The sequence below is a fragment of the Curtobacterium sp. SP.BCo genome, assembly GCF_051903265.1.
Taxonomy (GTDB): domain Bacteria; phylum Actinomycetota; class Actinomycetes; order Actinomycetales; family Microbacteriaceae; genus Curtobacterium.
The window spans coordinates 309,402-321,398 of the sequence record NZ_CP194337.1; the positions used below are offsets into that span (position 1 = coordinate 309,402).

An 11,997-nucleotide genomic window follows, 5' to 3' on the forward strand; every position below is an offset into this window, starting at 1 on the left:
CGCGCCTGATCCGGCGGTGTCAGCGCCGCGTCAGTGCCGCGTGAGCGGCCCGCGGCACGATCGACCCCGACATCGACGAACCGCGTCGAGTCACCACGAAAGGACCTGCGCGAATGACCACCACACCGCTCGCGGTCGAGGCCACCGGCCTCGTGAAGACCTTCGGGACGAACCGCGCAGTGGACGGTGTCGACCTCCGTGTGGAGGCCGGCACGGTCTACGGCGTGCTCGGCCCCAACGGCGCCGGGAAGACCACCACCATCTCGATGCTCGCGACACTGCTCAAGGCGGACGCCGGCGAGGCCCGTGTCTTCGGGCACGACGTCCGGCGGGAAGCCCAGACGGTCCGGTCCCTGATCGGCGTGACCGGTCAGTACGCCAGCGTCGACGAGACGCTCAGCGCGACCGAGAACCTCGTCATCTTCTCGCGGCTGCTCGGCCTGAGCCGCGCCGAGTCGAAGCGCAAGTCGGTCGAGCTGCTCGAGCGGTTCGGGCTGACCGACGCGGCGAAGCGCCCGCTGAAGGCGTTCTCCGGCGGCATGCGCCGGCGTCTGGACCTGGCGGCGAGCCTCATCGCGCAGCCGCCGCTGATCTTCCTCGACGAACCGACGACGGGCCTCGACCCCCGCACCCGTGCGCAGATGTGGGACACCATCCGCGAGCTCGTCGCGACCGGCTCGACGGTGCTGCTGACGACGCAGTACCTCGACGAGGCCGACCAGCTGGCCGACCGCATCGCCGTGATCGACCACGGCCGGGTGGTCGCCGAGGGCACCGGCGACGAGCTGAAGGCCTCCATCGGCACGAGTTCCCTGCAGCTCCGGCTGAGCGACGGTCTCCGCCTCGACGCGGCCCGCGCGATCGTCCGGAACACCCTGGGCGTCGAGGCGGTGGCCAGCCCCGAGGGCTCGCGCCTGACCGCGCCGATGTCCGACCCGGACCGGGTCACCGACCTGCTGGTGTCGTTCCGCGAGGCCGGCATCTCCCTCGCCGAGATGAGCGTGCAGAAGCCGACGCTCGACGAGGTCTTCCTCACCATCACCGGCGCCCCGGCCACCACCGGAGCGGACGCCGCAGCCGAGCTCGAAGGGAGCCTCGCATGACCACCATCGCACCCACCCCGACCTCGACACCCCGGGTCACCCCGCGCCCCGGTGTCGGCGGTTCCGGACTCGGCGCCGCGATCCGGCAGTCCTTCACGATGGCGTACCGCGGCCTGGTGAAGGTCCGGCGCACCCCCGAGCAGCTGTTCGACGTGACGCTCATGCCGATCGTCTTCACGGTGATGTTCACGTACATCTTCGGCGGCGCGATCGCCGGCGACATCGGCAGCTACCTGCCAGTGATCATCCCCGGCATCCTCGTGCAGACGAACATCACGTCGTCGATCGTCACCGGGGTCCAGCTCCGCGAGGACATGGACAAGGGCGTGTTCGACCGCTTCAAGTCCCTGCCGATCGCCCGGATCGCCCCGCTCGCCGGCGCCCTGCTCGCCGACACCGTCCGCTACGCGATCGCCACCGCCATCACGTTCACGGTCGGCATCATCATGGGCCTCCGTCCCGAGGGCGGTGCGGCCGCGGTCGTGCTCGCCGGCCTGCTCGTGATCGTCGTCGCGTGGGCGATCAGCTGGATCTTCGCGTACTTCGGCGTCGTCGCCCGGACCGCGTCGAGCGTCTCCGGCATCGCCAACCTGGTGCTGTTCCCGCTGACCTTCCTGTCGAACGCGTTCGTGCCGACGGACACGCTGCCCGGCTGGCTGCGCTGGTTCACCGAGGTCAACCCGATCTCGCACCTCATCACGGCGGTCCGCGAGCTGATCAACCACGGCGCCGTCACGGGCGACCTGTGGATCAGCCTGCTCGGCGCCGCGGTGGTCGTCGCGGTGTTCGCCCCGCTGACGGTCCGCGCCTACATGCGGAAGGCGTAGCGCAGCTCCTCGAGCAGCGTCCGCGTCAGCGAGACGGCCTCGGCCCGGTCCCATCCGGCCGAGGCCGTCTCGGCGTCCGCCACGGAGTCCGCGCCGATCGCGTCGACCAGCAGCGGCCGGAGCCGTCCGTGCGCGAGCACCGCGAAGTCCTGTCGTGTCCCGAGCCGGGTCGCGGCGCCCCAGCAGCGCGCCGCCTCGGCGGGGCGGCCGCTGCGCGCCGCTGCCACGGCGAGGCCCGCCAGCGTCGTGCCGAGCACGGGCAGGTCGAGCCACCACGGGTGCAGGCGCATCATCACGACCGCCCCGACCAGTATCCGACCCGCGACCGCGCGTTCGTCGTCCTGGAGGCGCGGCGCGACCCCGACGGACCGGGCCGCGGCCGCCTCGTCGACCGCCACGATCCTCGCAGCGCCCGCCATCACGGTCCAGTGCGGCGTCTGCTTCCGGAACGGGACCACCCACTCCCACGCCGCCGTGTACTGCCGCGCAGCACCGGCCAGGTCGCCCGCGGAGCGCAGGCACTCCGCCTCGATCGCGACCGCGAGCACCCCGATCTGCGAGCGGTCGCCGTCGAAGCCACCGCGGCCGGCGACCGGACGGTGCTGCAGGTCGGCGGCGATCGCCCGGGCGGTGTCGACGGCCCCGGTGGCGGCCGAGCAGAGGCCGACGGTCCAGCCGATCTCGTACAGGTCGTCCTCGGCGCCGAAGCGTTCGAGCTGCTCCCGGGCGCGCTCGGCGTTCGCGAGGGCCTCGGTGTAGTGGCCGGTCTGGGCGAGGAGCTGGGTCATCGTGACCGCGACCGTGCCCATCGTCCACGCGTCGCCCGTGCGTTCGGCCAGCGCTTTCGCCCGGGTGGCGAACCGCAGGGCGTCCTCGAACTCGCCGTCGTTCTCGGCGAGCGGTGCGCTCAGCATCGCCGCGATCCCGGCGACGCCGTCGTCCGGGTCCTCGCGGAGACGGGCGAGCAGCGCCGAGCCAGCCGTCGGTCGGCCGAGCGTCAGGAGCAGGGACGCCTGCGCGTCGAGCACCGGGAAGCCCGTCGGGCCGGTGCGTCGGAGCCGTCGGAGCGTCGAGATCGCCCAGGCGGCCGTCCGACGGTCGTCGAACACGGAGGACGCACCGGCGACGACGAGCCCGACGTGCACCGCGGCGAGGTCTGCCGGCTCGGGAGTGGTCCTCCGCAGGGTGTCGACGACGTCCGACGCGATCGCGGTCACCTCGCCGTGCGCGCCACGGAGGGTCCAGTAGGCACCGAAGGCGGCGAAGACCTGGGCGGTCGCGGACGCGTCATCGCTCCGGAGGCTCCAGCGGAGCAGGGTCACGAGGTTGTCGGCCTCCCGCTGGACCTCGTGGAAGCGCTGCAGCTGCTCGGGACCGGTGAGCGTGAACAGGTTGCGCGCGGCGGCGAAGTCCCGGCCCCAGCGGATCATCGCCAGGCGCACGGCGTCGGCGGCGCCGCGGTCGTCGAGGCGTGCGGCCCCGAACTCGCGGACGGTCTCGAGCAGCCGGTAGCGGACCGGCTCCCCCTCGACCTCGACGAGCTGCACGAGGGACTGCTCGACGAGTTCGGCGAGGTCGTCGAGCGCGTCGCCCCGCCGGTCGGGCGCCGCCACGGCCTCGACGGCATCGATCGCGAGGCCGTCCGGGAAGAGTGCCAGGCGGGTGAGCAGGTCCTGGGCACCGGTGTCGAGCAGCCGCCAGCTCCACTCGATGACCGCGAGGAGGGTCCGGTGGCGCTCCGGGGCGCTCCGGTCGCCGCCCCGGAGCAGCGCGAACCGGTCGTCCAGCCGTCGCTCGATGTCGTCGATGCTCATGCCCCGGATGCGTGCGGCCGCCAACTCGATCGCGAGCGGCGACCCGTCGAGCCGCGTGCAGATGCGTCGGACCGCGTCGACGGGGAGCACTGCCCCGGGACGGGCGGCCCGCGCGCGCTCGGTGAACAACCGGACCGCGGCACCGTCGGCCTCGACCGGCAGCGGCGCGAGCGGTGCGACGACCTCACCGGCGATCGCGAGCGGCGCCCGCGAGGTGGTCAGGACCCGGAGGTCCGGGATGCTGCCGAGCAGGTCGGCTGCGAACGCGGCGACGTCGCCGACGAGGTGCTCGCAGTTGTCGAGGACGAGCAGGGTCGGGCCGTCGGCGAGCGCGCGGGCCACACGACTCCGCAGGTCGGCGACGACGACGTCCCGCAGCGCCCGGGCTGAACGGAACTCGGCCACGCCGAGCAGCGCACCGAGCGCGGGGACGATGTCGTCGGCGGTGGCGATCGGCGCGAGCTCGAACACCACCACGCCCGTGGTCGGCGGCACCTCGGCGGCGACCGCCTGCGCGAGACGGGTCTTGCCGAGCCCGCCCGCACCGAGGATCGTGACGAGCCGGTTGCGCGACAGGAGGTCGGTGACCGCGGCGAGGTCGTCCTGTCGCCCGACCAGCGCGTTCGGCGCGGCCCGGAGCCCGACCCGGCGGGCACGACCGGTGTCGGCCGCCGACCGGCGGAGCAGCTCCGCGTTCAGACGGACGAGGTCGCCGGAGGGGTCGGCGCCGAGCTCGTCAGCGAGCCGGTCACGGTGCGCCGCGAACGCCGCGAGCGCCTCGGCCGACCGGCCGGCGGCCACCAGGGCGCGCATGCAGCCGGCCACGGCGACCTCGTCGAGCGGGTTCGCGGCGGACTCGGCGAGCCACAGGGCAGCCGCCTCGCCCGCGTCGCCGCGATCGAGGAGGAGCGCTCCGAGGCGGCGGCGGAGCGCGCGACGAGCGGCGGCGGCCCGGTCGGCGAGCGCTGCGCCGAGGTCCCCGTCGACGTCGGCGCCGGGGTCACCACGCCACCACGCGAGCGCCGACCGGACCGTCTCGACGTCCTCGCTGGCGGCGGCGTCCTCGACGGTCGTGAGGTCGACCGCACCGGGATCGACCCCGAGTGCGTACCCCGTGCTCGTGGACACGACCGTGCCGTCGGCGGTGCTGCGACGGAGGCGCGACACGAGGGTCTGCAGCGCGGCGCGCGCACCCCGGGGCTGCTCGTCGCCCCAGAGCTCGTCGATGAGCGCCTCGGTGGTGACGGCGTGCCCGTGGGCGAGCACCAGCGCGACGAGGAACCCGCGCGCGAGTGCTCCGGGGACGGCGGTCGGACGCCCCTGCTGGTCCTCGACCTCGACCGGCCCGAGGACGGCGACACGAGGACGGGCGGGCACGTCCCGAGTCTAGGTCGAGCGTTGTCGGATCGTGACGGCGTCGGCGGTCCCCGCAGCGGTCCGCACCCGTAACCTGTGGGCATGCACACGTTCACCCGGGGGGTCGTGGGGGCCGTCGTCGCCCTCACGTCGATCGTCGTCGTCGCGGGCTGCTCCGTCCCGAGCACACCGACCGCCGAGGGGAGCGCCTCGACCGTGCCGACCGGGACACCCACGCCGTCGGCCACGGCAGCGTCGGTGGACTTCGGTCCCGCTCCGGACACGGCCGGGCGCCTCGCCTGCTCGACGGCGCTGCCGGATGACCTCGTCGCCGACCTCGTCCCCGGTCTGCATGCCGTCGACGCGCTCACGGAGTCCGCGCACATCGCCGGCACCGAGGCGTTCATCCCCGGTGCGGGCGGGATCGTCTGCGCCCGGACGAACGGCGTCGCGCCGCTCGACGACCACGTGCCCGGGCGCGCCGGCGACCCGGTGTTCGAAGCCGTCCGCCTCAGCGTGCTCCCCGACGCCCAGGCAGCGCTCGCTGAGCTCGCCGACGCCACCGGCGGCGCGGAACCGCTCCCGTGCGGCGCGAGCGATGCCGCCCGCGTGTACTGCACGGCGGACGTGGCCGCCGGCAACGCCTGGGTGCACCTCGACTCCACCCGGGTACAGGACAGCGCCGACGCCACCCCCGAGCAGGCCCAGCGGGCGTTCGACGCGCTCCTCTCCGCCGTGGTCGAGAAGGTGTCGGGTTCGCCGCTCGGGACCGCATCGGGCGGCATCACGGGGGACGACGACTCCCTCACGTCCTGCGACGCGGGGAACGTCAACGCCGTCACCACCACCGAGCTCGCGGTCGGACCCTTCGTGAACAGCGGCACGCCGCCCGAGGCCGAGGACTTCGCCCGGAACCGCCTGGGCGGCGACACGTGCGTGTTCGTCCGGGCCGAGGGCTCGTACCCGACCGCGGACGCACTCTTCACGCAGGTGCCCGATGCGGGGTGGATCGTCCAGCGGCGGCTCGCTGCCGGCCTGGTGTCGCGCGGCGACCGCCTCGACCTCGACGGGCTCGGCGCACGGGACGCCGCCTGGCGCACCTGCGACGAGGACGCCTGCACGGTGGACATCGTGCAGGACGGCGACTGGACGCACTACATCCTGTTCCGCCGAGCCGCCCCGGACACGAGCGGCGCGATCGAGCGGTGGGTCGAGGCGTCCTTCTCCGCCTGAGCGCTCGTCAGCCGGCCCGGTAGTGCGCCCGGTAGTGCGCCCGGAGTCCGGCGTACCGGGCGTCCCAGTCGAACGCGGCGATGCCCTCGGTGTCACCGGCCAGGTCGAGTTCGAGCAGCTCCAGGTAGGTGTGCCAGCCGGGTGCGTAGTCGCGGCTGCCGACCCCGTCGTGCACGAGCCGCAACGCGGCGCCGTCGGCGTCCGGCTCGACCACGACCGTGATGGTGGTCTCGCTCTCGTCGCGCGCGTGCCAGGTGGTGGAGAAGGTCCGTGGCGGGTCGCAGGCGGTGACCGTCCCCTCGGTGAAGACCGAACCGTCGTCGTACCGGGCGAGCCAGTGACCGCCGAGGCGGAAGTCGCCCTCGTACGGGGCCATCCACCGCGAGAGGCGGACCGGGTCGGTGATCGCCTCCCACAGGTCCTCGACCGTGGTCGGGTAGGTCTGGGCGAAGCGGATGCGGTACCCGCCGTCCGGTGCGTCCTCGATGGTGCCGTCGGTGGTGCGCATGTCAGTGCTCCTCGTCGTGCGTGCCGTCGCGCGGGGCCGGTGCCTCGCGTCGACCGCGGGCGATCTCGGTCGTCAGGGCGTCGAGACGCTGTCGCCACAGGGCGCGGTACCGCTCGACGGCACGGTCGAGCTCGTCGACCGCGCGGGGTTCCAGTCGGTACACGCGTGCCGTCCCCCGCGGCGCAGCCGATGCGAAGCCGGCCTCCCGCAACACCCGGAGGTGCCGGGACACCGCGGGTTGCGAGATCCCGAACTCCTGCGCGATGACCGCCGTCAGGGCCCCGGCCGTCCGGTCCCCCTCGGCGAGGAGCTCGGTCAGCCGACGCCGGACGGGATCACCGAGGACGTCGAACGCGTGCACGGCGTCACTCTATAACCGTCGTGTTATGAAGTCCAGGGTCAGCCGCGCGGCGCGTGGAACGCCGACGGGCCGGTCCGGGTGTCCAGGTCCGCGGTCGCACGACGTTCGGACTCGACGATGCCGCGCAGCGCGACCAGCGCCGCCGAGGTGACCGCGACGTGCGAGGGGTTCTCCCGCGAGGCGTCGAGCGCCCGCTCCACCGCGGCGATCGCGTCGTCGCCCGCTTCCTCCGGGCACTCGCCGCGGATCATGCAGGCCAGCTCCCGCATCGCCTTCGACAGTGGCTCCGCGAACGCCGGGTCGGGGCGCCCGAGCCCGGCGGACACCGGCCCCGACCTGGCCACGAGCTCGGTGAGGTCCGTCGTGTACCAGGCGACCCGCTCGAGGGCCCGGAACCGTGCACCGTCCCGCTCGAGCCGGGCACGGGAGCCCCGGAGTGCGCCGCGGGGGTTCAACCGGCGGCTCTCGTGGGCGATCGACACCCGGGAGCGCACGTCGGCGATCGCCCGGTCGAGGCGGTCCTGCTGCCGGTCCCAGGCCTTCTCGTCGCGGACACCGCTGTCCAGGACCTCGGCCAGCCCGTCCAGGTGGTCGGCGAGGACCGCGTTCACCGCGTCGATGCGGTGCTCGGCGTCCCAGAAGTGCAACGGCGGGAACACCAGGAAGTTCACGAGCAGCCCGACCACCACACCGACGGCCATCTGCACGAGGTACCCGAGCGAGTAGCCCTCGGCGTGGGCACCGCCGACGAGCAGGACGAACAGTGCCGCGGTGGACACCCACGAGCTGCCCTCGCCGAGCACCCGGAACCCACCGACGAGCACCCCGATGCCGACGGCCAGCGCGACGGCCAGGAACCCGGGGTCGCCGACCCACATGGTGAACCCGGCGATGACGATGCCGAGCCCGATCCCGATCAGCGTCTGGACCCCGCTCCGGATGCCCGCGAACACCGTCGTCTGCATCGCGACGACGGCACCGAGCGGCGCGTAGTACGGGTAGTCGGCTGCGACGCCCGGGACGTGTCGTGCGAGGAACCAGGCGATCACCGCGGCGGCCGCTGCCTTGGCGGCGTGCAGGAGGCGTGGCTGCGTGCCCGACGTCCGGCTCCACCGCCAGATCCGGGTGCCCACTCCCGCCACGTGCTCGAAGCCCATCGTTCCCTCTCGTCGTCCCGGCGGGTCAGGCTACGGTGCTGCGGCTGGGAGCCGGGGCCGCCCACGATCCGGACCGGCGCCGGCGCCGGACGGGAGGCGCGGGTCGGGCCCGCACCGCGCCTCCCGGCCCGGAGGTGCGCACCCCGACGACGACTGCTCACGGTCCTCGGCGCGCACCGGTCGCCCTGCTGCGCACGTCCGCGCCTCGGACGCGGAACGGCCCCCGCAGCGAGGCTGCGGGGGCCGTTCCGTGATGGTGCTGCGGTTACTTGTCGTCGCCCTTGGCGGCGGCGTCGTCCTCGACCTCGGCAGCAGCCTCGGTCTCGGTCTCCTCGGCGACGGGAGCGGACTCCTCGGTGGTCTCGGTCTGCTCGACCGGGGCCTCCTCGGTGGTCTCGGTCTCGTCGGCCGCGGGCTCCTCGACCGGCGCGGCGGCGGCCGGAGCCGACTTGCGCGAGACGGGGGCCGGCGTGCTCGAGACGGGCTCGAGGACGAGCTCGATCGACGCGAGGGGAGCGTTGTCGCCCTTGCGGAAACCGAGCTTGGTGATGCGGGTGTAGCCGCCCGGGCGGTTCTCGACCTGCGGGGCGATCTCGGTGAACAGCGTGTGCACGACGGACTTGTCGCGCAGGATGCTGATCACGCGGCGACGCGCGTGCAGGTCGCCACGCTTCGCGAACGTGATGAGACGCTCGGCGACGGGACGGAGGCGCTTGGCCTTCGTCTCGGTGGTCGTGATGCGACCGTGCGTGAAGAGGGCGTTGGCGAGGTTGCTCAGGAGCAGGCGCTCGTGGGCGGGACCGCCACCGAGGCGGGGGCCCTTGGTGGGCTTCGGCATGTCAGTTCTCCAGTGGTGATGGTGGTGCGCGCTGCGTCAGCGGCACGCGTGCGCGTCAGCGCGAGGTCAGTTGTTGGACTCGTCCTCGTCGTACCCGCTGTAGAAGTGGGCGCCGTCGAATCCGGGGACGGTGTCCTTGAGGGACAGGCCGAGCTCGGTGAGCTTGTCCTTGACCTCGTCCACCGACTTCTGACCGAAGTTGCGGATGTTCATGAGCTGCGTCTCCGACAGGGCGACGAGCTCGGACACCGTGTTGATGCCCTCCCGCTTGAGGCAGTTGTAGCTGCGGACCGACAGGTCCAGGTCCTCGATCGGGGTCTGCAGCTCGTTCGAGAGCACGGCGTCGACCGGCGCGGGGCCGATCTCGATGCCCTCGGCCGCGGTGTTGAGCTCGCGGGCGAGTCCGAACAGCTCGACGAGCGTCCGACCGGCCGACGCGATGGCGTCGCGCGGCGTGATGGCCGGCTTCGACTCGACGTCGACGACCAGGCGGTCGAAGTCCGTGCGCTCACCGGCACGCGTCGCCTCGACGCGGTAGGTGACCTTGAGGACCGGCGAGTAGATCGAGTCGATCGGGATCTGACCGGCCTCGCTGAACTCCGAACGGTTCTGCGTCGCCGAGACGTAGCCACGGCCACGCTCGATCGTCAGCTCGAGCTCGAAGCGCGCCGTGTCGTTCAGGGTCGCGATGACGAGGTCCGGGTTGTGGATCTCGACGCCGGCCGGCGCGGAGATGTCCGCGGCGGTGACCTGACCGGCACCCTGCTTGCGCAGGTACGCGGTGATCGGCTCGTCGTGCTCGCTGGAGACGACCAGGCTCTTGATGTTGAGGATGATCTCGGTGACGTCTTCCTTGACACCGGGAACGGTGCTGAACTCGTGGAGGACGCCGTCGATGCGGATGCTGGTGACAGCCGCGCCGGGGATCGAGGAGAGGAGCGTGCGGCGCAGCGAGTTGCCGAGGGTGTAACCGAAGCCCGGCTCGAGCGGCTCGATGACGAAGCGCGAGCGGAACTCGGAGATCGATTCCTCGGTCAGGGTGGGGCGCTGTGCAATGAGCACTGTGGGATTCCTTTCGGCGAAGTGTCCGCTATATGACACTTGGCGGTACGACGGGGCCAGCCGGGCCCCGACGGGTCTGTTGAGTTGTGATCACGCGCACGCGCTTGCCAGGACGGCATGACCTGCGCGATCGAACGACCAGGAATGGCCGCGGGCCCTGCCCGGCCCCGTCAGGGGACGAGCAGGGCGCGGCCGGTTGCTCCTCGCGTCAGACGCGACGGCGCTTGGGCGGGCGGCACCCGTTGTGCGCCTGCGGCGTGACGTCGTTGATCGAGCCGACCTCGAGGCCAGCGGCCTGGAGGGAGCGGATCGCGGTCTCGCGGCCCGAACCCGGACCCTTCACGAAGACGTCGACCTTCTTGACGCCGTGCTCCTGCGCCTGACGCGCAGCAGACTCGGCGGCGAGCTGCGCCGCGAACGGCGTCGACTTGCGCGAACCCTTGAAGCCCACGGCACCCGAGGACGCCCAGCTGAGGACGGCACCCGACGGGTCGGTGATGCTGACGATCGTGTTGTTGAACGTGCTCTTGATGTGGGCCTGGCCCACGGCGACGTTCTTCTTCTCCTTGCGGCGCGGCTTGCGCGCGGCAGTCTTGGGGGTAGCCATCGGGGTCTCCTATCGAGCCTTCTTCTTGCCTGCCACGGTGCGCTTCGGTCCCTTGCGGGTACGCGCGTTGGTCTTGGTGCGCTGACCGCGCACCGGGAGACCACGACGGTGGCGAAGACCCTCGTAGCTACCGATCTCGACCTTGCGGCGGATGTCGGCTGCGACCTCGCGGCGGAGGTCACCCTCCACCTTGAAGTTGCCCTCGATGAAGTCACGGAGGGCGACGAGCTGGTCGTCGGTCAGGTCCTTGACGCGGATGTCACCGGAGATACCGGTCTCGGCGAGTGCCTGGACCGCGCGGGTACGGCCGACGCCGTAGATGTACGTGAGTGCGATCTCCACGCGCTTCTCGCGCGGGATGTCGACGCCTGCTAGACGTGCCATGTGCTGGCTGCTCCTGTTGTCGATGGAGGTGTGGAGCAGTACCGGTGCTCGGGCCTCCGACCCGAGGTGTCCCCGCTCGCGCGGTTCTTGGTACTGCGTTCGATGTTGAGTTGTGGTTCCTGCGCAGGCCGCCCGAGGGCGATCCGTGTCAGGCAGCCGGGACTAGCCCTGGCGCTGCTTGTGACGCGGGTTGCTCTTGCAGATCACCATGACGCGGCCCTTGCGACGGATCACTCGGCAGTGCTCGCAGATGGGCTTGACGCTGGGGTTGACCTTCATTGCTTGTTCCTCGTGCTCGCTGGCTTCGTACCCGGCAGGATTGCCGAGTCGTTCCTTTCCAGCTCGCGGATCACTTGTAGCGGTAGACGATCCGGCCGCGGGTCAGGTCGTACGGGCTCAGCTCCACGATCACGCGGTCCTCGGGGAGGATGCGGATGTAGTGCTGGCGCATCTTCCCGGAGATGTGCGCGAGGACCTTGTGTCCGTTGGTCAGCTCAACGCGGAACATCGCGTTGGGCAGAGCTTCGAGCACCGAGCCCTCGATCTCGATGACGCCGTCTTTCTTGGCCATAGCCTCACTGTCGCTTGGTTGGATTACCGGTGTGATCCCCGAGCCGGTCTGCGGGTCGGGCGCCACGCCAAGAAGGCATGGCACACCAAAGATCGATCTTATGTGATAGACCCAGGATTGCCAAGTGGAGACGGCGAAGTCCCCACGTCTGGGGCTTCTCAGACCAGTCTGAGCGT

The 11,997-nt window shown here is 72.0% G+C and carries 13 protein-coding genes; 3 read left to right on the forward strand and 10 right to left on the reverse strand.

From position 1 onward, the window contains the following. The first annotated feature begins 113 nt into the window (after nucleotides 1-113). Both ACRQ4B_RS01415 and ACRQ4B_RS01420 read left to right on the forward strand, forming a co-directional pair. Nucleotides 114-1,103, forward strand: a complete 990-nt coding sequence (locus ACRQ4B_RS01415; RefSeq protein WP_439692945.1) for an ATP-binding cassette domain-containing protein — start codon at nucleotides 114-116, stop codon at nucleotides 1,101-1,103. Then, nucleotides 1,100-1,930 (forward strand): ABC transporter permease, encoded by an 831-nt coding sequence (locus tag ACRQ4B_RS01420; RefSeq protein ID WP_439692946.1) that lies wholly within the window; start codon nucleotides 1,100-1,102, stop codon nucleotides 1,928-1,930. Before ACRQ4B_RS01415 ends, ACRQ4B_RS01420 begins: the two co-directional genes overlap by 4 nt. On the opposite strand, the gene ACRQ4B_RS01425 is transcribed toward ACRQ4B_RS01420, so the two are convergent. Beyond that, on the reverse strand, nucleotides 1,912-5,121 hold the full coding sequence (locus ACRQ4B_RS01425) for a BTAD domain-containing putative transcriptional regulator (protein WP_439692947.1): 3,210 nt from the start codon (nucleotides 5,119-5,121) through the stop codon (nucleotides 1,912-1,914). The genes ACRQ4B_RS01420 and ACRQ4B_RS01425 overlap by 19 nt on opposite strands. 81 nt (nucleotides 5,122-5,202) lie before the next feature. Here ACRQ4B_RS01425 and ACRQ4B_RS01430 point away from each other — a divergent pair, with 81 nt between their 5' ends. Next, nucleotides 5,203-6,333, forward strand: a complete 1,131-nt coding sequence (locus ACRQ4B_RS01430) for a hypothetical protein (protein WP_439692948.1) — start codon at nucleotides 5,203-5,205, stop codon at nucleotides 6,331-6,333. Between the two features lie 7 nt (nucleotides 6,334-6,340). Here ACRQ4B_RS01430 and ACRQ4B_RS01435 read toward each other — a convergent pair whose 3' ends face one another. The 9 genes from ACRQ4B_RS01435 to infA form a co-directional block, all read right to left on the reverse strand. Continuing rightward, nucleotides 6,341-6,841 carry an SRPBCC family protein gene (locus tag ACRQ4B_RS01435; RefSeq protein ID WP_439692949.1) on the reverse strand — a complete coding sequence of 167 codons (501 nt, stop codon included), beginning with the start codon at nucleotides 6,839-6,841 and terminating at the stop codon, nucleotides 6,341-6,343. A 1-nt stretch (nucleotide 6,842) separates the two neighbouring features. After that, entirely contained in the window at nucleotides 6,843-7,202 is a 360-nt protein-coding gene (locus ACRQ4B_RS01440; protein WP_439692950.1) for an ArsR/SmtB family transcription factor, read from the reverse strand. A gap of 38 nt (nucleotides 7,203-7,240) precedes the next feature. After that, a complete protein-coding gene (locus ACRQ4B_RS01445; RefSeq protein WP_439692951.1) occupies nucleotides 7,241-8,359 on the reverse strand; it encodes an FUSC family protein in 1,119 nt (372 codons plus the stop codon). Nucleotides 8,360-8,624: 265 nt separating this feature from the next. After that, a complete protein-coding gene (gene rplQ / locus ACRQ4B_RS01450) occupies nucleotides 8,625-9,197 on the reverse strand; it encodes a 50S ribosomal protein L17 (RefSeq protein ID WP_439692952.1) in 573 nt (190 codons plus the stop codon). A 66-nt stretch (nucleotides 9,198-9,263) separates the two neighbouring features. Continuing rightward, nucleotides 9,264-10,259, reverse strand: a complete 996-nt coding sequence (locus tag ACRQ4B_RS01455) for a DNA-directed RNA polymerase subunit alpha (RefSeq protein ID WP_079237370.1) — start codon at nucleotides 10,257-10,259, stop codon at nucleotides 9,264-9,266. Nucleotides 10,260-10,467: 208 nt separating this feature from the next. After that, nucleotides 10,468-10,866: a 30S ribosomal protein S11 gene (rpsK, locus tag ACRQ4B_RS01460; RefSeq protein ID WP_017885507.1), complete on the reverse strand. Its 399-nt coding sequence runs from the start codon at nucleotides 10,864-10,866 to the stop codon at nucleotides 10,468-10,470. Between the two features lie 9 nt (nucleotides 10,867-10,875). Continuing rightward, entirely contained in the window at nucleotides 10,876-11,250 is a 375-nt protein-coding gene (gene rpsM / locus ACRQ4B_RS01465) for a 30S ribosomal protein S13 (RefSeq protein ID WP_058728274.1), read from the reverse strand. A gap of 162 nt (nucleotides 11,251-11,412) precedes the next feature. After that, entirely contained in the window at nucleotides 11,413-11,529 is a 117-nt protein-coding gene (gene rpmJ, locus ACRQ4B_RS01470; RefSeq protein WP_022903266.1) for a 50S ribosomal protein L36, read from the reverse strand. A gap of 70 nt (nucleotides 11,530-11,599) precedes the next feature. Next, on the reverse strand, nucleotides 11,600-11,821 hold the full coding sequence (gene infA / locus ACRQ4B_RS01475) for a translation initiation factor IF-1 (RefSeq protein WP_017885509.1): 222 nt from the start codon (nucleotides 11,819-11,821) through the stop codon (nucleotides 11,600-11,602). Nucleotides 11,822-11,997 lie beyond the last annotated feature (176 nt).

Bases quoted from the DNA above. Each gene is read 5' to 3' on its own strand.
- rpsM (WP_058728274.1), bottom strand. From the start codon at position 11,250: ATGGCACGTCTAGCAGGCGTCGACATCCCGCGCGAGAAGCGCGTGGAG.
- ACRQ4B_RS01415 (WP_439692945.1), top strand. From the start codon at position 114: ATGACCACCACACCGCTCGCGGTCGAGGCCACCGGCCTCGTGAAGACC.
- ACRQ4B_RS01430 (WP_439692948.1), top strand. From the start codon at position 5,203: ATGCACACGTTCACCCGGGGGGTCGTGGGGGCCGTCGTCGCCCTCACG.
- ACRQ4B_RS01445 (WP_439692951.1), bottom strand. From the start codon at position 8,359: ATGGGCTTCGAGCACGTGGCGGGAGTGGGCACCCGGATCTGGCGGTGG.
- rpmJ (WP_022903266.1), bottom strand. From the start codon at position 11,529: ATGAAGGTCAACCCCAGCGTCAAGCCCATCTGCGAGCACTGCCGAGTG.
- ACRQ4B_RS01420 (WP_439692946.1), top strand. From the start codon at position 1,100: ATGACCACCATCGCACCCACCCCGACCTCGACACCCCGGGTCACCCCG.
- infA (WP_017885509.1), bottom strand. From the start codon at position 11,821: ATGGCCAAGAAAGACGGCGTCATCGAGATCGAGGGCTCGGTGCTCGAA.
- ACRQ4B_RS01435 (WP_439692949.1), bottom strand. From the start codon at position 6,841: ATGCGCACCACCGACGGCACCATCGAGGACGCACCGGACGGCGGGTAC.
- rpsK (WP_017885507.1), bottom strand. From the start codon at position 10,866: ATGGCTACCCCCAAGACTGCCGCGCGCAAGCCGCGCCGCAAGGAGAAG.
- rplQ (WP_439692952.1), bottom strand. From the start codon at position 9,197: ATGCCGAAGCCCACCAAGGGCCCCCGCCTCGGTGGCGGTCCCGCCCAC.